24 protein-coding genes are annotated in these 22526 nt (G+C 64.7%); 14 read left to right on the forward strand and 10 right to left on the reverse strand.

The genetic code is table 11. The features are described 5' to 3' along the window. The first annotated feature begins 82 nt into the window (after positions 1-82). The 4 genes from DWQ67_RS01615 (at position 83) to DWQ67_RS01630 (ending at position 5439) form a co-directional block, all read left to right on the forward strand. Positions 83-1720, forward strand: coding sequence for a peptide ABC transporter substrate-binding protein (locus DWQ67_RS01615; RefSeq protein WP_233555860.1), 1638 nt, complete (start codon positions 83-85; stop codon positions 1718-1720). Between the two features lie 119 nt (positions 1721-1839). Next, positions 1840-2769: an ABC transporter permease gene (locus tag DWQ67_RS01620; protein WP_121483834.1), complete on the forward strand. Its 930-nt coding sequence runs from the start codon at positions 1840-1842 to the stop codon at positions 2767-2769. Beyond that, the gene (locus tag DWQ67_RS01625) at positions 2759-3703 is read left to right on the forward strand and encodes an ABC transporter permease (protein ID WP_121483835.1); all 945 of its coding nucleotides are present in this window, start codon (positions 2759-2761) and stop codon (positions 3701-3703) included. Before DWQ67_RS01620 ends, DWQ67_RS01625 begins: the two co-directional genes overlap by 11 nt. Beyond that, on the forward strand, positions 3700-5439 hold the full coding sequence (locus DWQ67_RS01630; RefSeq protein WP_121483836.1) for a dipeptide ABC transporter ATP-binding protein: 1740 nt from the start codon (positions 3700-3702) through the stop codon (positions 5437-5439). The genes DWQ67_RS01625 and DWQ67_RS01630 overlap by 4 nt, the downstream gene beginning before the upstream one ends. Positions 5440-5578: 139 nt before the next feature. Here DWQ67_RS01630 and DWQ67_RS01635 read toward each other — a convergent pair whose 3' ends face one another. Beyond that, entirely contained in the window at positions 5579-6172 is a 594-nt protein-coding gene (locus DWQ67_RS01635) for a hypothetical protein (protein WP_147433580.1), read from the reverse strand. A gap of 164 nt (positions 6173-6336) precedes the next feature. Between DWQ67_RS01635 and typA the strand changes: the two genes are divergently transcribed. Beyond that, positions 6337-8238, forward strand: a complete 1902-nt coding sequence (gene typA, locus DWQ67_RS01640; RefSeq protein WP_121483838.1) for a translational GTPase TypA — start codon at positions 6337-6339, stop codon at positions 8236-8238. A 1-nt stretch (position 8239) separates the two neighbouring features. After that, complete coding sequence (locus tag DWQ67_RS01645) at positions 8240-8776, forward strand: hypothetical protein (protein ID WP_147433581.1); 537 nt, start codon at positions 8240-8242, stop codon at positions 8774-8776. Here DWQ67_RS01645 and DWQ67_RS01650 read toward each other — a convergent pair. Further along, the gene (locus DWQ67_RS01650; RefSeq protein ID WP_121484223.1) at positions 8773-9267 is read right to left on the reverse strand and encodes an ArsR/SmtB family transcription factor; all 495 of its coding nucleotides are present in this window, start codon (positions 9265-9267) and stop codon (positions 8773-8775) included. The genes DWQ67_RS01645 and DWQ67_RS01650 overlap by 4 nt on opposite strands. 82 nt (positions 9268-9349) lie before the next feature. Further along, complete coding sequence (locus DWQ67_RS01655; RefSeq protein ID WP_121483840.1) at positions 9350-9682, reverse strand: putative acetyltransferase; 333 nt, start codon at positions 9680-9682, stop codon at positions 9350-9352. A 185-nt stretch (positions 9683-9867) separates the two neighbouring features. On the opposite strand from DWQ67_RS01655, the gene fdxA reads away from it, so the two are divergent. The 3 genes from fdxA to DWQ67_RS01670 all read left to right on the forward strand — a co-directional run bounded on the left by fdxA (position 9868) and on the right by DWQ67_RS01670 (position 12713). After that, positions 9868-10194 carry a ferredoxin gene (fdxA, locus tag DWQ67_RS01660; RefSeq protein WP_121483841.1) on the forward strand — a complete coding sequence of 109 codons (327 nt, stop codon included), beginning with the start codon at positions 9868-9870 and terminating at the stop codon, positions 10192-10194. A gap of 4 nt (positions 10195-10198) precedes the next feature. Then, positions 10199-11305, forward strand: coding sequence for a succinyldiaminopimelate transaminase (gene dapC / locus DWQ67_RS01665; RefSeq protein WP_199712570.1), 1107 nt, complete (start codon positions 10199-10201; stop codon positions 11303-11305). 130 nt (positions 11306-11435) lie between these two features. Beyond that, positions 11436-12713, forward strand: coding sequence for a citrate synthase (locus tag DWQ67_RS01670; RefSeq protein WP_121483843.1), 1278 nt, complete (start codon positions 11436-11438; stop codon positions 12711-12713). Between the two features lie 280 nt (positions 12714-12993). Here the strand turns inward: DWQ67_RS01670 and DWQ67_RS01675 are convergent, their stop codons facing one another. Together DWQ67_RS01675 and dapD are read right to left on the reverse strand one after the other, a co-directional pair. After that, entirely contained in the window at positions 12994-13872 is an 879-nt protein-coding gene (locus DWQ67_RS01675) for a hypothetical protein (protein ID WP_199712571.1), read from the reverse strand. Positions 13873-13949: 77 nt separating this feature from the next. Next, positions 13950-14912, reverse strand: coding sequence for a 2,3,4,5-tetrahydropyridine-2,6-dicarboxylate N-succinyltransferase (gene dapD, locus DWQ67_RS01680; RefSeq protein ID WP_121483844.1), 963 nt, complete (start codon positions 14910-14912; stop codon positions 13950-13952). 45 nt (positions 14913-14957) lie between these two features. Between dapD and dapE the strand changes: the two genes are divergently transcribed. After that, entirely contained in the window at positions 14958-16061 is a 1104-nt protein-coding gene (dapE, locus tag DWQ67_RS01685; RefSeq protein WP_121483845.1) for a succinyl-diaminopimelate desuccinylase, read from the forward strand. Between the two features lie 81 nt (positions 16062-16142). On the opposite strand, the gene DWQ67_RS01690 is transcribed toward dapE, so the two are convergent. The 4 genes from DWQ67_RS01690 to DWQ67_RS01705 form a co-directional block, all read right to left on the reverse strand. Next, positions 16143-17021, reverse strand: a complete 879-nt coding sequence (locus DWQ67_RS01690; RefSeq protein ID WP_121483846.1) for an amino acid ABC transporter permease — start codon at positions 17019-17021, stop codon at positions 16143-16145. Continuing rightward, entirely contained in the window at positions 17021-17665 is a 645-nt protein-coding gene (locus DWQ67_RS01695; RefSeq protein WP_121483847.1) for an amino acid ABC transporter permease, read from the reverse strand. Before DWQ67_RS01695 ends, DWQ67_RS01690 begins: the two co-directional genes overlap by 1 nt. A gap of 80 nt (positions 17666-17745) precedes the next feature. Next, positions 17746-18633: a glutamate ABC transporter substrate-binding protein gene (locus DWQ67_RS01700; RefSeq protein WP_121483848.1), complete on the reverse strand. Its 888-nt coding sequence runs from the start codon at positions 18631-18633 to the stop codon at positions 17746-17748. A gap of 122 nt (positions 18634-18755) precedes the next feature. Next, the gene (locus DWQ67_RS01705; protein ID WP_121483849.1) at positions 18756-19526 is read right to left on the reverse strand and encodes an amino acid ABC transporter ATP-binding protein; all 771 of its coding nucleotides are present in this window, start codon (positions 19524-19526) and stop codon (positions 18756-18758) included. Between the two features lie 138 nt (positions 19527-19664). On the opposite strand from DWQ67_RS01705, the gene DWQ67_RS01710 reads away from it, so the two are divergent. From DWQ67_RS01710 to DWQ67_RS01720, 3 genes are all read left to right on the forward strand, one after another. Then, the gene (locus DWQ67_RS01710) at positions 19665-20375 is read left to right on the forward strand and encodes an LOG family protein (protein WP_121483850.1); all 711 of its coding nucleotides are present in this window, start codon (positions 19665-19667) and stop codon (positions 20373-20375) included. A gap of 10 nt (positions 20376-20385) precedes the next feature. Then, positions 20386-20787: a DivIVA domain-containing protein gene (locus tag DWQ67_RS01715; protein WP_121483851.1), complete on the forward strand. Its 402-nt coding sequence runs from the start codon at positions 20386-20388 to the stop codon at positions 20785-20787. Positions 20788-20902: 115 nt separating this feature from the next. Beyond that, entirely contained in the window at positions 20903-21070 is a 168-nt protein-coding gene (locus DWQ67_RS01720) for a DUF3117 domain-containing protein (RefSeq protein WP_121483852.1), read from the forward strand. A gap of 120 nt (positions 21071-21190) precedes the next feature. Here the strand turns inward: DWQ67_RS01720 and DWQ67_RS01725 are convergent, their stop codons facing one another. Further along, positions 21191-21826 (reverse strand): O-methyltransferase, encoded by a 636-nt coding sequence (locus DWQ67_RS01725; protein ID WP_121483853.1) that lies wholly within the window; start codon positions 21824-21826, stop codon positions 21191-21193. Positions 21827-21964: 138 nt separating this feature from the next. On the opposite strand from DWQ67_RS01725, the gene DWQ67_RS01730 reads away from it, so the two are divergent. Beyond that, a complete protein-coding gene (locus tag DWQ67_RS01730; protein ID WP_121483854.1) occupies positions 21965-22525 on the forward strand; it encodes a sigma-70 family RNA polymerase sigma factor in 561 nt (186 codons plus the stop codon). Position 22526: the final 1 nt, after the last annotated feature.

The raw sequence follows: 22526 nt of genomic DNA on the forward strand, positions 1-22526 counted from the left end.
AGTAAGATCGATCTACCTCCGACGGAAACACCCCGTTCCTGTCGACTCTGCGATCACCCGCACCCCACTGGAGGAATACACAGTGAAGACCAATCGCAAGGCGCTCGCCGCCCTCTCAATCGTTGCGGCCAGCGCGTTGGCGCTCACCGCCTGCTCCAGCGGCTCCAAGGACTCCGGAAACGAATCCGGTTCCGGCGATGCCGCAGCAGCCGTCATCACCACCAACGGCACGGAGCCTCAGAATCCCCTGATCCCCTCCAACACCACTGAGGTGGGCGGTGGCAAGATCATCAACCTGATCTTTGCCGGTTTGACTTCCTTCGACGCCTCCGGCGCCCCGCAGATGGACCAGGCGGAGTCGGTCACGCCGAACGCTGACAACACCCAGTACACGGTTAAGTTGAAGGAAGGCCTGAAGTTCACCGACGGCACTCCCGTCACCGCTGACTCCTTCATCAAGGCGTGGACCTGGTCGGCCAAGCTGGGCAACGCCCAGTCCGCGTCCTACTTCTTTGACAACATCAAGGGATACAACGCTGAGAAGGACGCCGAGCTCACCGGACTCAAGAAGGTCTCGGATACCGAGTTCACGGTGGATCTGATCAACCCTGAGTCCGACTTCACGAAGCGCATCGGTTACTCGGCGTTCGTGCCGCTGCCGGAGTCCTTCTACAAGGACACCAAGGCGTTTGGCGAGTCTCCAGTTGGCAACGGCTCCTACAAGCTGGCGTCGGAGAAGGCTTGGACTCACAACAAGGGCATCGAACTCGTCACCAACCCGGATTACAAGGGTGCGCGCGTTGCCAAGAACGGTGGCGTGAACATCACGTTCTACACGAACGAGGATGCCGCCTACGCAGACGTTCAGGGCCAGAACCTTGACGTCCTGGATACGGTCCCGGCTAGCGCGCTCAAGAACTACGAGAGTGACTTCCCGGACAGCAAGACCAACAAGGCCGCTGCTGTCTTCCAGTCCTTCACCATCCCGCAGTACCTGGAGCACTTCAAGCCCGGCGAGGAGGGCCAGCTGCGTCGCCAGGCCCTGTCACTTGCTATCGATCGCGACACGATCACCGACAAGATCTTCCAGGGCACTCGCCAGCCTGCCAAGGACTTCACCTCCCCGGCGCTTGAGGGCTGGGAGACCTGGGGCAAGACTGTTGCCGGCAACGACGTTTTCTCACTGAACGTGGAGAAGGCCAAGGAACTGTGGGCCAAGGCTGACGCCATCTCCAAGTACGAGGGCAAGTTCACCATCTCGTACAACGCCGATGGGCCGCACGAGGAATGGGTCACGGCTGTGACCAACTCGCTCAAGCAGAATCTGGGGATCGAGGCGGAGCCCAAGGCCTACGCCTCCTTCAAGCAGCTTCTCGATGACGAGAACAATGACAAGATGACCGGCGCCTTCCGTTCGGGTTGGCAGGCGGATTACCCGGCCATGTACAACTTCCTGGCACCGCTGTACCAGACGGGTGCGTCCTCCAACTACGGGCGCTACACCTCCAAGGTGGTTGACAACGCCCTGAAGGCGGGTTCAGCGGCCAAGACTCCTGAGGAGGCCACGGCTGAGTACACCAAGGCTCAGGCCGAGCTCGTCAAGGACCTGCCCGCCATCCCGCTGTGGTACCAGAACGTCACCGGTGTGTGGAACCCCGACGTGAAGAACGTCGAGTTCGGCTGGGATTCCGTGGCTCTTTACCACGAGATCACCAAGTAAGCACCCGCCAGACTGCGCTTGTACGCGTGTTGCGACGCCCGGGGCCACCGCCCCGGGCGTCGCATCTTCCCGTAAGACCCAAATGGAGAATCCATGACCTCGCTTGAGATGAGGCGCTGATGCTTTGGTATATCGGCAGACGCCTACTTCAACTTATCCCCGTCTTCTTCGGGGCAACCCTGCTCATCTACCTCATGGTGTTTGCCATCCCTGGAGACCCCATTGCGGCACTTTATGGGGACCATCCGCCTGCGCCTGCGGTGATCGAGGAGGTACGTCGGCAGTTCAACCTCGATAAGCCCATCATGATTCAGTATCTTCTGTGGGTCATGGGCATCTTCCAGGGTGACTTCGGCGTGACTTTCTCCGGGCTACCGGTGATCGACGTTCTCGCGAGCGCCTTCCCCATCACCGCCCGTCTTGCGATTCTGGCCCTCATCATCGAGGCCCTGTTTGGCATCACGCTTGGACTGGTTTCTGGCCTGCGCAAGGGCGGGGTGTTTGACACCGTGTCCCTGGTCATCTCCCTGTTGCTGATCTCGGTTCCGACCTTCGTGATCGGCTTCCTGCTGCAGTACCTGTTCCCGATCACGCTCAAGATCGGCAGAACCACGGTCTCGCGTGATGCGCCTTGGGATGAGCTCATTCTCCCAGCCATCGTGCTTGCCTCGGTTTCCATCGCCAATATCCTCCGCCTCACGCGCGCCTCAGTCGCTGAAAACATGGGTGCAGACTTCGTTCGCACAGCCTCAGCGAAGGGGCTCAAGCGTGGCCGGGTCATTCGCGTGCACATCCTGCGCAACTCGCTCATCCCCGTGGTGACTTACCTTGGAACGGACCTTGGAAGCCTCATGGTGGGTGCCATCGTGACGGAAGGTATCTTCAACATTCAGGGCGTTGGTGGGCAGGTATATCTCGCCGTGCAGAAGGGCGACGGGCCCACGCTCGTTGCATTTGTTGCCGTCATGGTCATCATCTTCATGCTCGCCAATTTGCTCGTAGATCTGCTCTACGCCGTGCTTGACCCGAGGATCCGTTATGCAAAGTAACCGCCGAATTGAACGCTATGTTGCGCCGCTGGATGAGACTCCGATTGCGGCAGTCGACGCGGTAGATACCAGCAAGAAGGCCTCCAGCGTCTGGGGCGATGCGTGGAAGGATATGCGCGGTCGCTGGCTGACCTGGGTTTGTTTGGTCCTGATCCTGCTGATTGCGGCCGTTGCCATCTTCCCGGAGCTCTTTGCCAAGGCGGACCCGACGTCGTGTGACACGCTTAACTCCGTGGCTCCGGCCATTGCCGGCCACCCATTCGGATTCGATGTGCAAGGCTGTGACGTGTACGCCCGTGTTATTTACGGAGCCCGCGCGTCTGTCATTGTGGGCTTGCTGGCCACCATTTTGGCCACGCTACTCGGTGGCGTCATTGGTGCCATCGCGGGCTACTACGGTGGTTGGCTGGATTCTGTTGTGTCCCGTCTCGGCGATATCTTCTTCGCCATCCCGACCGTGCTGGGCGCCATCGTGGTGATGCAGATGATGCCCTGGGATAAAAACGCCATGTCGCTGGCCATTGTTTTGGCTATCTTCGGGTGGCCTCAGGTCGCCAGGATCATGCGCGGTGCGGTGCTCTCCACCAAACACGCTGACTTTGTGACCGCATCCATAGCTTTGGGAGTCTCCCGTAGCAAGATCCTGCTCAAGCACGTGGTTCCAAACGCGCTGGCGCCAGTCATCGTGATCGCGACGGTCTCGCTGGGCACGTACATCGTGGCCGAGGCCACCCTGTCCTTCCTGGGCGTTGGATTGCCGCCGTCGATGATTTCTTGGGGGCACGACATCAGCGTGGCCCAAGATGAAATCCGGACCACGCCGACACTGTTGATCTATCCCGCAACGGCACTGGCACTAACCGTCATGGCCTTCCTGTTGCTGGGCGACATTGTTCGCGACGCACTCGATCCGAAAGCGAGGGCCCGCCGATGAGCGAGGGACTCAACTTCAGTAAGAACGATGCAGCCGAGGAGGAGACTCCGCTGCTGCAGGTGCGCGACCTGGAGGTCACGTTCAAGACTGTTGGCGGAGATGTTCAGGCCGTTCGTGGCGTCTCTTTTGAGTTGTACCAGGGCGAGAACCTCGCCATCGTGGGGGAGTCGGGCTCTGGCAAGTCCACGACGGCAACCGCCATTCTGGACCTGTTGGCAGCCAACGGCCGGGTATCTGGTGGTTCCGCGCTCTTTGACGGCAAGGACCTGACCAAGCTTTCCCGCAAGGAGATGGAGCATATCCGCGGTCGCGAGATCGGTTATGTGCCCCAGGACCCCATGTCCAACCTGAACCCCGTGTGGAACATCGGGTTCCAGGTCCGGGAGACCATTGAGGCCAACTCGGAACTGCGCGGAAGGGCTGCCAAGGCCAGGACCGTAGAGGTACTCAAGGAGGCCGGCTTGCCGGACCCTGCTGGGCGCCTGCGTCAGTACCCCAATCAGTTCTCCGGTGGCATGCGCCAGCGCGTGCTGATTGGCATTGGCATGTCCGCCCGCCCCAAGCTGCTGGTGGCGGACGAGCCGACCTCGGCACTGGACGTCACCGTCCAGCGTCGCATCCTGGATCACATCGGCACGCTGACCAGCGAATACGGCACCTCCGTCATGTTCATCACCCACGATCTGGGTCTTGCAGCTGAGCGAGCCGAGCGACTGGTGGTGATGTACAAGGGGCAGGTGGTGGAGTACGGCTCCTCGCAGGAGATCCTGGCTAACCCCCAGCACCCGTATACGCAGCGTCTGGTGGCCGCGGCGCCGTCGTTGGCCTCTCGGCGTATCCAGAACGATGTGGCGGGTAAGTCGAGTCCCACGGAGTCTGCTGAGGTCAAGCAGGTTTCACTGGACAAGCTTGCCAAGCCTCATGTGGTTAAGGGCGAGCCGCTGATCAAGGTCCAGAACGTCACCAAGGTGTATGAAATCAGCCAGGGTGGTTTTAAGAAGACCAAGTTTAAGGCCGTGGACGACGTCAGCTTTGAGATCCGCAAGGGCTCAACCATGGCGATCGTGGGCGAGTCGGGTTCTGGTAAGTCCACCATTGCCAAGCTCTTCCTCAAATTGGAGGACATCACCTCCGGGACCATGACCTTTGACGGGGAGGACGTGGGCAGTTTGCCGAAGAACAAACTGCTGGCCTTCCGCAGGCGAGTGCAGCCGGTATTCCAGGATCCCTACGGGACCTTGGACCCGATGGCCTCCATTGGGAGTTCCATTGCGGAGCCGTTGTTGACGCACAAGATCGGCACGCCCAAGTCACGGCGCAAGACCGTGGCGGAGCTGCTGGATCAGGTGTCGTTGCCGGCCGCTACTGCGGCCCGCTACCCGAACGAGCTCTCCGGCGGTCAGCGTCAGCGCATTGCGATTGCGCGTGCCCTGGCACTGAAGCCGGATGTGTTGGTCTTGGACGAGGCGGTCTCAGCGCTGGACGTGTTGGTTCAGGCGCAGGTGCTCAACCTGCTCTCTGATCTGCAGGCCGAGCTGGACCTCACCTACCTCTTCATCACCCACGACCTGGGTGTGGTGCGCATGGTGGCCGACGATGTCACCGTGATGCGCCAGGGCGAGGTTGTTGAGGCCGCCACGGTGGATGAGGTCTTCGAGAATCCCAAGGAGCAGTACACGCGGGATCTCCTGGAAGCCATCCCCGGAGCTAACTTCGAGTTCGGCAAGTCCGCCTAACTCCGCAGCTCCTACACAGCAAGGGCGCCGTCTCCATCTGGAGGCGGCGCCCTTGCTGTGTAACCTTCACTGATGTCCTGAGCGCGTCCGCCGCCTTGGCCTGCCCGTCGGTTCCTGCGCAGCCCCCAGCCCCGGCCCGCTAGGTCAGGAGCAGGGACACCAGTGCCAGCACCAGCAGACCGGCAAAGATGCCCCAGTCCCGCTTCAGGAACGTGGTGGTGACGGCACCGGCGGTGGTAGCGGGCTTCTTGCGAGCGGCACTCAGGGCCCGGTCGCGTTCCACGATCAGCCCGGCGGCAAGATCGCCCTTCGGCGCCGGGTCCTCCGCAACGTCCACGTCCATGGCCGCCCTGTTGCGCAGAGACTGGCGCTTGCGACGCATGACGGATTGTGGGGCCGCCCACACCTTGATGGGGAGCCCCTTGTCGGGGACCACCTCAAGGAACATGGTGTTGCGGGCGTCCTTGAGCCGGGCCCACGGCACGCGCACCTGAACCAGCACGTTGCGTACGGTGGCCCCGCCGGCGTCCATGCTGAGGCTCGGCAAGACGAAAATCAGGGCCACAAACCAACCAATACACGCCATCCAGACCACCACAGTCACCGCGAGTCCGCCGAAGCCGCGGGCCGCGGCGTCCCAGGCGGACGCAACGCCAACCACGGCCAGCAACACCACCCAGACCCAGCCGGATCGGTTGGTGGTAAGCACGAGTTTGTTGGGGTCTTGACTCATGAGATCTATGTTCCCACGCGCCGCGGTGAGCGTGGTCACGGCGGCGCGCCTCAAAGCCGCGTTAGAATGAGGGACGCGCGCCGTCATGTCATTGCGCGTCGGGTCCGGAACGGACCCTGGACGCCCCGGCGCCGTACCCCTATTTCAGGACAGGAACTACTTCCATGGCCATTGCCTCACGCGAGGACCTCCGCAACGTCGCCATCGTGGCGCACGTCGACCACGGCAAGACGACGCTGGTCGACGCCATGCTCAAGCAGACGGGCGCCTTCTCCGATCACGGCGAGACCGATGACCGCGTGATGGACTCAGGCGAGCTGGAGCGCGAGAAGGGCATCACCATTCTCGCCAAGAACACCACCGTGTTCTACAAGGGCCCGGCTGCCGAGGGCAAAGACGTCACCATCAACGTGATCGACACGCCCGGCCACGCCGACTTCGGTGGCGAGGTGGAGCGCGGTCTGTCCATGGTGGACGGCGTGGTGCTCCTCGTTGACGCCTCCGAGGGCCCGCTGCCGCAGACCCGCTTTGTGCTGCGCAAGGCGCTTGCCGCCAAGAAGCCCGTCATCCTGGTCGTCAACAAGACCGACCGCCCGGATGCCCGCATCGAGGGCGTTGTCTCTGACTCCATGGACCTGCTCCTCGGCCTGGCCTCTGACCTGTCAGACGAGGTTCCGGATCTGGACCTGGATTCCGTCCTTGACGTCCCCGTCGTCTTTGCCTCCGGTAAGGCCGGCCGCGCCTCCCGCGTGCAGCCCGCCGACGGTGGCCTCCCGGACAATGAGGACCTTGAGCCGCTGTTCGCCGCCATCATGGAGCACGTCCCGGCCCCCCAGTACGACACCGACGAGGTGCTGCAGGCCCACGTCACCAACCTGGATGCCTCGCCGTTCCTGGGCCGCTTGGCCCTGCTGCGCATCTACTCCGGCACGCTGAAGAAGGGCCAGCAGGTGGCCTGGAGCCGCGCCGATGGCTCGCTCACGAACGTGAAGATCACCGAGCTGCTGGCGACCAAGGGCCTGGCCCGTGTCCCCGCCGAGCAGGCCGGCCCGGGCGAGATCGTTGCCGTTGCAGGCATCGAGAACATCATGATCGGTGAGACCCTCACCGATGCTGAGAACCCCAAGCCGCTGCCGCTCATCACGGTGGATGACCCCGCCATCTCCATGACCATCGGTATCAACACGTCGCCGCTGGCCGGCCGCGTGAAGGGTGCCAAGGTCACGGCCCGCCAGGTGAAGGATCGCCTGGATCGCGAGCTCATCGGCAACGTGTCCCTCAAGGTCCTCCCGACCGAGCGTCCGGACGCGTGGGAGGTGCAGGGCCGTGGCGAGTTGGCTCTGGCCATCCTCGTGGAGCAGATGCGCCGCGAGAACTTTGAGCTCACCGTGGGCAAGCCCCAGGTGGTCACCAAGGTCGTTGACGGCAAGGTCCACGAGCCCATGGAAGAGATGACCATCGATACTCCGGAGGAGTACCTTGGCGCCATCACGCAGCTCATGGCAGCCCGCAAGGGTCGCATGACGGAGATGGTGAACCACGGTTCCGGTTGGATCCGCATGCAGTTCATTGTTCCGGCACGTGGCTTGATTGGCTTCCGTACCAAGTTCCTGACTGAGACCCGCGGCGCGGGCATCGGTTCCTCCATCGCCGCCGGTTACGAGCCGTGGGCCGGTGCCATTGAGTACCGCCTCAACGGTTCCATCGTGTCCGACCGCGCTGGCGTTGCCACCCCGTTCGCCATGATCAAGCTGCAGGAGCGTTGCTCGTTCTTCGTTAAGCCGACGCAAGAGGTGTACGCCGGCATGATCGTGGGCGAGAACTCGCGCGCCGACGACATGGACGTGAACATCACCAAGGAGAAGCAGCTCACCAACATGCGCTCCGCCTCCGCGGATAACTTCGAGGGTCTGACCCCGCCGCGCATCCTCACCTTGGAGGAGTCGCTGGAGTTTGCCCGCGAGGACGAGTGCGTTGAGGTGACCCCGGAGGCCATCCGCATCCGCAAGCTGGTCCTGGACAACAACGAGCGCCTCAAGGCCGCCCGTCAGCGCTCACGCGCCTGATATGAGCCGTTTGCGTTTTGGCCCCGGTGCCGCCGCTTCCTCTTCGGAGGAGGCGGCGCCGGGGCCGTTGCGTGTCCACCAAGGGTCCGACGCCGCGGTGCCGGCTCCCATGGGCGGCCTCCCGGCCGGACTCGGTGCAGTCGGCTTTGGCCTGTTGGCCGGCCTGGCCGCCGTGCTGTGGCAGAGCTGGTCAACCGTTCTGACCTCCGGCGCCGTGATTGTCCTGCCCTGGGGTGCCCTCCTGGGTTCCCTGGTGGTTTTTGGCGCCGCCATGGCGTGGGGGCTACGCACTAGCTTGCGCTGGGTGGCCGGCCTGACCGGCTTGGTGGCCTTCTGCGTGGTGGGCGCGGCCTCCGTGGGCGGCAACGATCAGCTGATGGTGCCGCTGGATCCCATCTACTTCACAGCGACCCCAGGGGCTGCCTGGTCCACCGTGGTCATCATGCTCGGCACGGTTGTCGCCACCCTGGTGGCGTTGACGTTGGTGGCGCGCCGCGTGCCGCCGCCCGCCGCGCCCAAGGCACGCGCACAACGCTAGCCGGCAGAGGTGTCCAGGTGGTGCGCCACGAAGAGGCTGGTGCTCACCGCGTCCTGCGGGGCTGGGCGGACCGCAAAGTCTTCGATGAGCTCTCGCATGCGTGCGAGCAGCTCTCGCTGGTCCTCTTCGCCGAGCCGCAGGCCAACGCGCATCACCTGGATCTCGTCAGGGGCCAGCCCGTTGACCTCCTGCAGAAAAGTCTCCACCAGCACCGGAGCGGCGTCCGGCAGTGGGGTTGACCAGGAGAGTCGTGTGGAGAGGTAAGGGACCTCCTTGGCGCCGCGCTTGCCCTTGCGCTCCGCCTCCGCCTCAAGAAATCCGGTGTTGAGCAGTGTGCGCACGTGGTGAAGCGTGGTGGCAGGATTCATGCCGAGCGCGTCCGCAATTTCCTTGTTGGTCCGGGCCTGATGCAGACACAGGCGCAGGATGCGCAGCCGCACCGGCGAGGACAGAGCGCGTGCGCGTGCCTGTGCCGTCTCATCAGAGGTCATGCGCCACAGCATAGACACAAATGGCCCAGTGATTGAACTTCTTTAATCAGTGGGGCGCGGGTTTTTTGTGGGCCACGCGGATTTAGCCGCCGGAGGGTGGGGTCCCAATGCCCGACGCCGTGTGGTCGCCGCCCCGGCGGCGCGGCGGGGGAGGGGGCACGGGTTTGGCGTGGGTCACCTGGGCGGTGGGGATGAGGACTGCGCCGCGGCGAGTGAGAATCCTGACGCCGCGTTCCCCGGGCGCCAGTGCTGCCTTCCCGGCCGCCGAAGCGTCGCCGGGCCCGACGGCGTCACCCAGCACCACGCCGTCGAACTCCCCGAGGGCATCGCTGAGCGTGTGCCCAGCGTCGTCCGTGATGCGATACCGAACCACGACCCGGGTTCCCGGCCGCAGCGCGTCAAAAAAGTCAGCCACCAGGCCAGCCTACGGCCGCACCTACGGCCCTGACCCAAGAAACGTGGGCGGCGCCACGGTCGCGGCCCTGTCAGGCTGAAGCCGTGGCCCTCTGAAAGGACTAGACTGATCGGCAGTGTCCCGCGCGCTGTTGCGCGTGGAATCCTCCCGTTCTGGGATCGAAGTGAAGAGAGGCAAGGCAACCCGTGACCTACATCATCGCCCAGCCATGCGTTGACTTGAAGGACAAGGCCTGCATCGACGAGTGTCCCGTCGATTGCATCTACGAGGGCGAACGCAGCCTCTATATTCACCCGGACGAATGCGTTGACTGCGGCGCCTGCGAGCCCGTGTGCCCGGTGGAGGCCATTTACTATGAGGACGACGTCCCGGAGGAATGGGCGGACTACTACAAGGCCAACGTGGAGTTCTTTGACACGATTGGCTCCCCGGGCGGCGCCGCCAAGATGGGCAAGCTGGACACGGATCACCCGTACATCGCCGCCCTACCCCCGCAGAACCAGGACCACTGAGCCCGTGCTGAAGCTTCCCGATTACCCCTGGGAGGCCCTGGCCCCCTACCGCGCCGTGGCTGCACAGCACCCGGGCGGCACGGTGGACCTCTCCATCGGCACACCGGTGGACCCCACGCCGCAGTTCATCCAGGACGCCCTGGCCGTGGCCGCAGACGCCCACGGCTACCCCACCACCCATGGCACGCCCGCCGTCCGCGAGGCCATCGTGGAGTGGTTTGCCCGCCGCAGGGGAGTCCCGAACCTCTCCGCGGATCACGTGATGCCGACCGTAGGCTCCAAGGAGCTGGTGGCTTGGCTGCCGCTGCTGCTTGGGCTAGGCCCGGGCGACGTGGTGGTGCGGCCAACCGTGGCTTATCCCACCTATGACATTGGCGCCCGCTTGGTGGGCGCAGAGGCCGTCGCTGCCGACTCCGTCGACGAGTTGGAGTCCTCGGTGCGCCAGCGCGTCAAGCTAGTGTGGCTGAACTCGCCGGCCAACCCGACGGGCGCCGTGGCGGACGCGGAGACGCTGAAGGCCCGGGTGGACTCCGCCCGCGCGCTGGGCGCCGTGGTGGCCTCTGACGAGTGCTACGCCGAGCTGGGCTGGGGCGAATGGGAGAACGGGGTGCCCTGCATCCTGGCCCCGGATATCAGTGGCGGGGATCTGACCGGCCTGCTCTCCGTGTACTCGCTCTCCAAGCAGTCCAACCTGGCCGGCTACCGGGCCGCCTTCGTGGCCGGGGCCCCGGAGCTCTTCGCGGATCTGGTGAACTCCCGCAAGCACGCCGGCATGATTGTTCCGGCGCCCGTGCAGGCCGCCATGGTCGCGGCGCTGGGGGACAGCGCCCACGTGGAGTCCCAGAAGGCGCTGTACCGCCGCCGCCGCGAGGCCCTGCGGCTCGCGCTCGCAGCCGCCGGGTTCACCGTGCACCACTCCGAGGCCGGCCTGTACCTGTGGTGCACGCGCGGAGAGGACACCTGGGATTCCATCTCCTGGCTGGCCCAGCGCGGCATCGTGGCCGGCCCGGGCACCTTCTACGGCGACGCCGGGGCCGGTTTTGTGCGCGTGGCACTGACGGCCTCGGACGAAAGGGTAGACGCCGCCGTCGAGCGTTTGCTTGCTGGGTAAAGCATGCGCGCCGCCTGTGAGGGCGGTCACGCTTGTACCCCCGGTTTCTTGACGTGACCTTGGCCGGGATAGATTGAACGGTGAGAACCGGTGTCACGACACCTTGACACTCCGTGAGGAGAGCACATCCATGACTGATTCGCAGGCAAACCTCAACTTTGCAGGTAACAGCCTCGACCTTCCCATCATCAATTCGGTGGAAGGCAATAACGGCTTTGGCATCGCGCCGTTGCTCAAGACCACCGGGAACGTCACGTACGACCCCGGGTTCATGAACACCGCAGCCACCAAGTCCGCCATCACCTACATTGACGGCGACGCGGGAATCCTGCGCTACCGCGGGTACCCGATTGAGCAGCTGGCGGCCAACTCCACCTTCCTGGAGACCTCCTACCTGCTGATCTACGGGGAGCTTCCCACCCCCACGCAGCTGGACGGCTTTGACCAGAACATCCGCCGCCACACGCTGCTGCATGAGGAGCTCAAGGGCTTCTTTGACGGCTTCCCGCGTGACGCGCACCCCATGCCGGTGCTTTCCTCCGCCGTCTCCGCGCTCTCCACCTGGTACCAGGACTCCCTGGACCCCTTTGACCCGGAGCAGGTGGAACTCTCCACCATTCGACTCCTGGCCAAGATGCCGGTGATTGCCGCCTACGCGCAGAAGAAGTCCCTGGGCCAGGCCCTGCTCTACCCGGACAACTCCATGAACCTGGTGGAGAACTTCCTGCGGCTGGCCTTCGGCATGCCGACCGAGCCCTACGAGCTGGACCCGGAGATGGCCAAGGCCCTTGACCTGCTCCTGATCCTGCACGCGGACCACGAGCAGAACGCCTCCACCTCCACGGTGCGACTGGTGGGCTCCACGGACGCCAACCTCTTTGCCTCCGTCTCCGCGGGCATCAACGCCCTCTTTGGCCCCGCCCACGGCGGCGCCAACGAGGCCGTGCTCAAGATGCTGCGTGGCATTCAGGCCGACGGCATCAGCCCGGAGGCCTTCATGGAGAAGGTCAAGAACAAGGAGGACGGCGTCCGCCTGATGGGCTTTGGCCACCGCGTGTACAAGAATTACGACCCGCGCGCCAAGATCATCAAGCAGACCGCCCACGACATCCTGGCCAAGCAGGGTGCCAACGAGCTGCTGGATATTGCCATGAGCCTGGAAGAGAAGGCGCTGAGCGATGACTACTTCATCCAGCGCAAGCTCTACCCCAACGTGGACTTCTACACCGGCCTGATCTACAAGGCCATGGGCTTCCCCGAGAAGATGTTCACGGTGCTCTTTGCCATCGGCCGACTGCCGGGCTGGATTGCCCAGTGGCGCGAGATGATGCTGGATCCCGAGCGCAAGATTGGCCGCCCGCGCCAGCTCTACATGGGCTCCGAGGCCCGCGACTACCCGCAGCGCTGATCCTGCGGTAGCGCCTCGATTCTCGGCTCAAACAGCGCAAGGCCCCCATCTCCTCGCGGAGGTGGGGGCCTTGCGCTGTTTGCTGGGGTCGGGTTGCCACCGCGTGCGACAAATGCCACCTGTTACGACGTCGCTGGGGCGCAGTGACACTTCATACGACAAACGCCGTCGTGTACCGCGGCACATGTCGTATCAGGTGGCAGGCGTGGGTTCTATCCCAACTCGCGGGGTAGTAGAGCTAACACTGCCTCGCTAGCCCTTCCTCGCTAGCCCTGCCCCGCTAGCCCTGTTCCGCCTCCGTGGCGACCGTGATCCGCACCTGCTTGGAACCCTGCCCCTGCTGCGCCGAGTCAGACGCGGCGGGCGCCTCCCACTTGCCTGTGGCCCTGGTCCACTCCAGGCCGCCGTAAGACACGGAGAGCGTTTGGTGCTGCTGGGCGTGCGCCACGGCCCACTGCGCCACCGCCCAGCCCTTGTTTTTGCTCGCCACCGGGACGCTGACTGTGGAGCCCTGTGCCTGGGGGTCCACGAAGCTCCTGCCGTACTCCGCAGTGAGGGCCTTGGACACCGCTTTGGCGTCCCCCGCGGAGTCGGTGCGGCGCAGAGTGCAGTTCAACGCCCCGGCGGACTGTCCGGTCAGGGCCGCGGCGAAGGCCCGCGAGCGCTCCTCATGCGGGGCGTACGCATCCGGGAAGGCACTGCGCTGCACCTTCTGGGCGGCCTGCGTGATGGACATGGACTGGTAGTCAAAGCGCACCAGCTGGTCGTAGAAGGCCCCCGCCGCGTACACCGGCGTCATGACCTGTTGCTGCGTTCCCCAGCCCTGTGAGGGACGTTGCTGAAAGAGACCGCGGGAGTCTGGGCCGGCGTTATCGCCGTAATCCAGGTTGCGCAGCTTGGACTCCTGGTAGGCGGTGGCCAGAGCGATGGTGGTGGCGCGCGCAGGGAGCGCCCGGCCCACCGCGACGGCGGAGATGGTGGCGGCGTTGCCGGCCTGCTCAGGGTCAAGCGTGTGCTGCACCCCGCCCACGGAGGTGGCGCACTGCACCACCACCAGGGCCTGGCTGTGATGGACGTAGCTCTGCACGCCCCAGATGCCGCCGCCAATCACGCCGGCCGCGACGGTCAGGGCAATGGCGGAGCGAGCTGCGCGTTTCATGCGGGCCTGATTTCTTGGGGGAGTGGTCTGGGGGAGAGGCCTGGCGGAGCTGCGGGTGAGCCCCGCGCTGAGCCGGCTCAGTTGGAGTGCAGGGCGTCGTTGAGTTCCACCGAGCCGGTGGCGCGGGGCAGCGCCTCAACTGCGCCGGTGGTGGAGTTGCGGCGGAAGAGCAGCTGGGAGGTGCCAGAGAGCTCCAAGGCCTTGATGCTCCTGCCCTGGAACTGCACGCGGGTGCCTGCCGTGACGTACAGGCCGGCCTCCACCACACAATCATCCCCGAGGGAGATGCCCACGCCGGAGTTGGCGCCGAGCAACACCCGCTCACCGAGGGAGATGCGCTGGGTGCCGCCGCCGGAGAGCGTGCCCATGATGGAGGCGCCGCCACCCACATCGGTGCCGTCGCCCACCACGACGGAGGCGGAGATGCGCCCCTCCACCATGGAGGTGCCCAGCGTGCCGGCGTTGAAGTTCACAAAGCCCTCGTGCATCACGGTGGTGCCCGGGGCAAGGTGGGCGCCCAGGCGCACGCGGTCCGCGTCGGCGATGCGCACACCCGTGGGCAGCACGTAATCCACCATGCGCGGGAACTTGTCCACGCCAAAGACCGTGAGCGGCCCGCGCGCCAGCAGCAGGGCGCGCGTGAGCTCAAAGTTCTGCGTGGAGCACGGGCCAGCGGAGGTCCACACCACGTTGGTGAGCAGCCCAAAGACGCCGTCCAGGTTGATGGAGTTGGGGGCCACCAGGCGGTGAGAGAGCAGGTGAAGGCGCAGCCAGGCGTCCTCTGCGGACTCGGGGGCCGCATCCAACTGGGACTCAACCGAGATCACCCGGCGCTGGGTGGCGCGGTCCTCGTCGGTGGTCTCCAGAGCAACAAGTGAGGCGCGCACCTGCGCGGCCTGGGCGTCGTCGGACAGGGCAGCCAACGCAGGAACCGGGAACCAGGCATCCAGCAGGGCGCCGGAGGCGTGGTAGGTGCCCACGCCGTGCGCGGAGCCCACTCGCGTCTGGGCAGGGGGCATGGAGGGGCTCTGTGCAGTCATGTCATCCATCCTATCGACGCGGCGCCCGCGGGTAGGGTCCATGACATGAGTGATGCAGCCACTTCCCAGCCCCTTCCCCTGGACCTCACGGGCCACGTCGCCGACCTGACGGCGGCGCTCATGGACATCGAGTCCGTCTCCGGCCGCGAGGCCGCCATCGCGGACGCCGTGGAGGCCGCGCTGCGGGCGTTGCCTCACCTGAGCGTGTTGCGTGACGGCGACGCGATCGTGGCCCGCACCAACCTGGGCCGCGCGGAGCGCGTGGTCCTGGCAGGGCACCTGGACACGGTTCCCCTGCCGACCTCGCCGGGCTCGCGCGGAACGGTGCCCTCCAGCTGGGACGGGCAGACCCTGTACGGGCGCGGCGCCACGGACATGAAGGGCGGCGTGGCGGTGCAGTTGGCGCTGGCCGCGGAGCTGAGTGCACCGCAGCGGGACGTCACGTATGTGTTCTACGACCACGAGGAGGTGGAGGCCTCGCTCTCTGGCCTGGGCCGCCTGGTGGAGCACCACCGGGGGCTGCTGACGGACGCGTCCTTCGCGATCCTTCTGGAGCCCACGGACGGCGCCGTGGAGGGCGGGTGCAACGGCACCATGCGCTTCCGCGTCACCACCACGGGCAAGGCAGCGCACTCGGCGCGGGCGTGGATGGGAGAGAACGCGATTCACGCCGCTGCCCCCATCCTGGCGCGCCTGGCGGAACACACCCCGCAGACGCTGAGTGTGGAGGGCCTGGACTACCGAGAATCCCTCAACGCGGTGCGGATCCACGGCGGCATTGCCGGCAACGTGATCCCGGACCGCTGCGAGGTGGAGGTCAACTTCCGCTTTGCGCCGTCGCGCTCGGTGGAGCAGGCAGAGGCGTATGTGCGCCACCTGCTGCAGGGCTTTGACGTGGAGCGTACCGACGCCGCCGCCGGGGCCCGCCCGGGGCTGGACGCGCCTGCCGCGGCCAGCTTTGTGGCGGCCGTAGGCGCGGAGGCTAAGCCCAAGTACGGCTGGACGGACGTGGCCCGCTTCTCAGAACTCGGCATCCCCGCCGTGAACTTCGGTCCCGGCGACCCCCTGCTGGCGCACTCCGACAACGAACACGTCAGCCGCCAGGCCGTGGCGGATTGCCTTGACGCCTTGCGGCGGTGGCTGGCTTAGTCGGGTCAGAAGCGGCTGACAAGAGAACAGCGCGGCGTGACAGTTTCCTGTCGCGCCGCGCTGTTCTTGTGTGCGGGTACATCAGAGGATGTCAGTGCCGACCTCTGCTGCCTTCGACGGCGGGGCCCCGGTGGCGGGGTCCTTGGCGATCTTGGGCGACTTGTTGATGCGGTGCTCCACCAACTTGGCGATGCCGGAGAGGATCAGGCACATTCCGACGTAGATCAGGGCACCCACGATGGCGGCCGGAATCAGCGGGCTTCCGAAGTCCACCTGCGATCCCAGGTACTTCACGTAGTACAGCAGCTCCGTATAAGTGATCACGAAGCCCAGCGCGGTGTCCTTCAGAATGACCACAAGCTGAGCGATGATCGCCGGAAGCATGGCCTTGACCGCCTGCGGAAGCAGGATGGACGTCATCACTTGGCCCTTGCGCATGCCGATGGCGTAAGCAGCCTCCGCCTGGCCCTTGGGCAGCGACATGACGCCGGCGCGGAACACCTCAGAAAGGACCGCGCCGTTGTACAGCGTCAGACCAATGACCACGGCAACAAACGGCGTCATCTTGATCCCTACGGTCGGCAGACCGTAGTAGAAAAGCATGATCAGGATGAGCAGCGGGACGGCGCGGAAGAGCTCAACGATCCAGGTCACTGGGGCGCGGAGCCAAGCGTGATCCGACAGCCTGCCAAGCGCGAGGGCAAAACCGAGAACCAGTGACAGTACAGCGGCGAGCCCAAAGGCCTTCAGCGTCGCGAGCGTTGCGTTAGCGATGCTCTGCTGCACCATGGGGTAGCCGAAGACGCTCCACTTCTTGGCATCGAACTGACCGGCATCCGCGAGTTGCACCACGATGAACGCGAGGATGGCGCCGACCACGATGATGGTGGCCACGGCAAGGATGTTGTTGCGGACGCGGGCCTTGGGGCCGGGTGCGTCAAACAGAATGGACGCGGCCATTAGGCGTTCCTCCACTTCTTCTCAAAGTAGCGCTGCACCAGGGAGAGCAGCAGCACCAGAATCACGAACACGAGGGCGACCCACAGCAAGACAATGAGCGCTGGCTCGCCTCGCTCGGAGAGGAAGGCACGAATGGCACCGGCCTCGAGGACGGAGAAGGCGCCGGCGATAGTGGTGTTCTTCAGCAAGGCGATGAGCACATTAAACATCGGAGGAACCACGGCTCGCATGGCCTGCGGAAGGATGACCTGGCTCAGCGACTGGCCAAAGGTCAGCCCAATGGCACGGGCGGCCTCCGCCTGGCCAAGGGGCACGGTATTGATGCCGGAGCGAAGGGTCTCTGCCACATAGGTTGCCGTGTAGAGCGTGAGCGCTATGACCGCCAACGGGAGGTAGTCCAGCTTCGGGAGCCCCAGTTGGGGATAGCCCAGAGCGAAGAAGAGCATCACCAGCGTCAGCGGAGTGTTGCGGATGGTGTTGACGTAGATCGTGGCGACTGCTCGCATGATCGGGACCGGTGAGACGCGCATGCCGGCCACGATGGTCCCCAGGATCAGGGAGAAAACTGCCGACCAGGCAAAGAGAATCAGAGTGTTGCTGAATCCCTTGACGAAGATGTCAATGTTGTCGATGAGGGTGTCCACAAGGAATCACTTTCTCGAAGGGGCGAGGCACCGGGGAGGAACAAAGGCTCCTCCCCGGTGATGCGCAGGGCGCTGACGAATCAGGCGCAGGCGTCCGGCTTGGGCTGCTCAACCTTGGTGCCCGACTTGCCCAGCGTGGCGTCGTAGATCTTGGTCCAGTCGGCACCGCCGTCGGTCAGGGTCTTGGAGAGGGCCTCGCACAAGGCCTTGTCACCCTTGGGGATGCCAATTCCATACTTTTCCTTGGTGAACGGCTCGCCGACCACCTTGTAGTCCTCAGGAGACTGGGCGGCGTAGCCGATCAGAATGGCCTGGTCGGTGGTGACAGCGTCAACCTGGCCGGTCTTCAATGCCTCCACGCACTGCGAATACTTATCGAAGGAGGTCGCCTTGACCTTAGGGAAGTTCTGCTGGATGTTCTGCAGCGGGGTGGAACCCGTTGCGGAACACACGGTCTTGCCGTCCAGATTCTTCTCCGAGGTGATGTCGGTGTTGTCCTTCTTCACGAGCAGGCCCTGGCCGGTCTCGAAGTACGGGCCAACAAAGCCGACCATGGCCTTGCGCTTGTCGGTGATGGAGTAAGTACCGACGTAAAGGTTCACGTCCCCGTTGGCGAGTGCCTGCTCGCGAGCCGCAGAATCCACCACCTTGAATTCCACCTTGTCACCGGAGAAACCCAGTGAGGCGGCCATCCACTGTGCCATCTGGATGTCGAAGCCGGTGCGCTCGCCGGTGGCCGCGTTCTTGTAGCCCAGCTCCGGCTGATCTTCCTTGACGCCAATGACGATCTTGCCGGCCGACTTCATCTTGTCGAAGGTCGGGGAACCAGAGATGTTGACGTCCTTGGACGCCTCAACGCCGCCGCTGGCCGCCGGCGTTGAGCCGCCGCCACAGGCGGACAGAGCGAGGGCCGCGACAGCGGCGATGGAGGCGACTGCGGCGCCCTTGCGCTTGGTGAACAGAGCCATGAGGCTCTCCTTTCCTCGGTGCGACAAGTGCTGCCGCGTGCGACGACCTTCGCCGCGCAAAGTGTGAAGACCCGGCCCTGGTGAGGGCCGGAAGAGTAGTGGCCTGTTGAGAACGGGCCGGGCTAGTTGGTGATGAGCTTGGACAGGAAGTCCTTGGCCCGCTCCGACTTGGCGTTCGTGAAGAACTCCTCGGGAGTGGCTTCTTCTACGATCTGACCATCCGCCATGAAGACGAAGCGATCCGCTGCCTTGCGGGCAAAGCCCATCTCGTGGGTCACCACGATCATGGTCATGCCCTCCTTGGCCAGGCCCACCATGGTGTCCAGCACCTCGTTGATCATTTCCGGATCAAGGGCGGACGTGGGCTCGTCAAAGAGCATCACCTTGGGCTGCATGGCCAGGGCCCGCGCAATGGCGACGCGCTGCTGCTGACCACCGGAGAGCTGCGAGGGCAGCTTGTCCTTCTGGTTCTCAACGCCGACGCGAGCCAGGAGCTTGAGCGCAAGCGCGTCCGCCTCTGACTTCTTCATGCCGCGGACCTTGAGGGGACCCAGGGTGACGTTCTCCAGGATGGTCTTGTTCGCGAAGAGGTTGAAGGACTGGAAAACCATGCCCACCTCCGCGCGGAGCGTGGCCAGCGCCTTGCCCTCCTCCGGGAGGAGGTCACCGCCCACGCGGATCTCTCCACTGTCGATGGTTTCTAGGCGATTAATGGCGCGGCACAAAGTGGATTTACCGGAACCGGATGGCCCCAAGACCACCACGACCTCACCCTTTGTTACGTTGAGGTTGATGTCCTTGAGGACATGCAGGGCTCCGTAGTGCTTTTGCACGTCCTTGACAGAAACGACGCTGTCGCTCGTTGTGACGTGGCTCTCAGGTGCAGAGGTCATATCTGAGAGCGTAACGCACAGACTTTTCCCAGGCCGGTATCTGCACTCCTTCATGTTGATCGTGATGCAAGTGAAATCCGACCGGGTGGTCAGTGACGGCTGCCGCGTGCGCCCCCCTGTACCGCCTAGGCTGGGGGCATGAGCGATGACCGCACCGAAGTGACCCGCCAACTGGGTGGCACGCGCGCCGTCGAGTTTGACCGCGCGCTCCTGGATTCCTCTCACGCCGCGGATCCCGGAGAGGAGGCCTGGCGCGCCATGCGCATCCAGGGAGAATTCGTCAATGGCTTTGACATCCTGGGGAAGCTGGGCCCCGCCATCGCCGTCTTTGGGTCAGCGCGGCTCAAGGAGGGAACCGAGGCGTATGAGCTGGGTTTTGCCGTGGGGCGAGCGGTCGCCGAGTCTGGCTTCGCGGTCGTCACCGGCGGTGGGCCGGGCGTCATGGAGGCGGCGAACCGGGGCGCGGTGGAGGGCGACGGCGTGTCGGTCGGCTTGGGCATCTCGCTTCCCTTTGAGGACGGCTTCAACAAGTACGTGAAGCTCGCCGTGCCCTTCCATTACTTTTTTGCACGCAAGGTGAACTTTGTGAAGTACACCCAGGGTGCCGTGGTCTGCGCCGGCGGCATCGGAACCTTGGACGAACTCTTTGAGGTCATGACGCTGATCCAGACCGGCAAGGTGGGGGACTATCCGTTGGCGCTGGTCGGCGTGAAGTTCTGGACGCCGTTGATCGATTGGCTGCGGGACACCTTGAAGGAGGAGGGCACCATCTCCGAAGCGGACGTGCTGCGCCCCCTCGTCACCGACGATCCCGCCGAGGCCGTGGCGCACGCTACGGGCCGGGACTAAGGGGATAAGCATGCAGTACATCGTCTTGTTCATAGCCCTGGCAGTGGTCGGAGCGCTTGCGGTGTTGCTGTTCAGGAGCGGTTCAAAGGGCTCCACCCAGCCCCTGGATGCCACCCCGCCCCTGCTTGGCCTTGCCGAGCCGGACCCGGTGCTGCCCCCGGTCCTGCTGCCCCAGCACCCACGGGCCGCAGACGTCGATGCAGTGAGGCTGTCCCCGGCCCTGCGCGGGTATCGCTGCGATCAAGTGGATGCGGTCCTGGACGCGCTTGGCGCAGAGTTGGACTCCCTTGGCGCCGAGGTGGAGCGCCTCAAGGCCCTGCTTCCTCCTGGCGCACATGGCACGGATGTGACGCAAGAATCTAACGAAAGTGACCTAGAAGGGCGCGCAAGAGACGGCCAGCATTCACTGTGATTGGCCCCACGCGCGTAAATCCGGGATACTAACGAATGTATAAACCTGGAGAGGCCGCACCCAATCCGGGAGTTCCGGGCGGAGAACCGCCCTTGATGAGCTGAGGAGCACCGACATGGCTGCCATGAAACCGCGCACCGGAGACGGCCCACTGGAGGTTACCAAAGAGGGTCGTAGCCTCATCATGCGCGTGCCGATCGATGGGGGAGGCCGCCTGGTGTTGGAGTTGAACAAGGACGAAGCGCAGGCCTTGAAGGACTGCCTCGTCGACGTCACTGCCTGAACCACCAGCAACACAAGAACGGCCCGGGAGCTTCACGCTCCCGGGCCGTTCTTGCTGTGCAGGGGCCATGCGTCACTCCGGGCACGATGCGGCGCCTGGCTTGGTCTGCGGCCCCGGAGGCTAGGAGCGCCGCACGGCCACTAGGACGCCGGTGCCGGTGGGCAGCATGACCCAGTTGAAGTTCTCCTCATCCCGCAGCCACCGCTGGGCCTGGCGCGCGGCGAGCGTGCTTGGCCGGCGCACGGCTGGCTGGGGCACCTTGTCCTCATCCAGCGCGTCGTTGATGATCAGCGTGCCGCCGGGCCGAAGGATTCGCGCGGCCTCCATCACGTCAGCCGTGACGCGTTGACGGGCTCCGTCCACCAGCACCAGGTCGTAGGAAGCATCCGCCAAACGGGGGAGCACATCCTGGCTGCGCCCGTTGATGGCGCGGGTGCGGTGGGAAGGGAACCCCGCCTCAATGAACGCCTGCCGGCTGGCGTCCAGATGCTCAATGTCCGGGTCCATGGTCGTCAGGGTCCCCTTGGGGTTCATGCCCCGCAAGAGGCAGATGCCGCTGACACCCACGCCGGAGCCGATTTCCACGGCGGTCCGGGCAGCAATCATGGAGGCCAGGACGGTCAGGAGCGAGCCCACTGCTGCGGAGACGGGGTGGACCCCCAACTCGTAGCCCCGATCGCGAGCGCGGACCAGCACCTCATCCTCGACGGGAAGGGCCTCTGCATAGGACCAACTGCTGTGCTTCTCGGCACTCATGAAAACGTGGGGCTTCCTGCTGAAAGGGCGGGTGACCTCCCCATCCTAGTGCCGCCGCAGATCACGGCTTGGCCGGGGCTGAGGCCCAGCAACTTCACAGGCTGAATGAGCACAATGACAGATGTGAATCCTTCCGTTATGCCGCAGTCCCAGGCGATCCCCACGCCAGAGACTCTCGCAGCGGAGCACGGCGCGGTCCTGTCCCGTCTGGCCTACCGCCTCACCGGAAATCGCGCCGACGCAGAGGACCTGGTTCAGGAAACCTACGTGCGTGCCCTGCGCTCCCTGCACGGATTCACTCCGGGATCCGTGGACGCATGGTTGCGACGGATCGCCACCAATCTCTTCCTTGACGGCGCGCGGCGTCGTTCCCGCTTGCGCTTTGACCCCTTCCCAGAGGGCGCCGAGGACCGCGTCCCCGCGCTGGGTGACGGGCCGGAGCGCAGCTTCGAGTGGGCGCACCTGGATAAGGACGTGGCCCAGGCCCTGGAGGCCTTGGCCCCGGACTACCGCGCCGCCGTGGTGCTGTGTGATCTTGAGGGTTACTCCTACGAGGAAGTCGCGGAGACGCTGGGCATCAAGCTTGGCACCGTCCGCTCCCGCATCCACCGCGGCCGCACGCAGCTTCGCCAGGCACTGCCCCACCGCGCCCCGCGTGCCCCCAGCGTGTCCAGCCGGCCGCTGGCAGAGGGGCGCTGAC

Origin of the sequence: Galactobacter caseinivorans (genome assembly GCF_003640665.1) — a bacterium.
Classification (GTDB): Bacteria; Actinomycetota; Actinomycetes; order Actinomycetales; family Micrococcaceae; genus Galactobacter; species Galactobacter caseinivorans.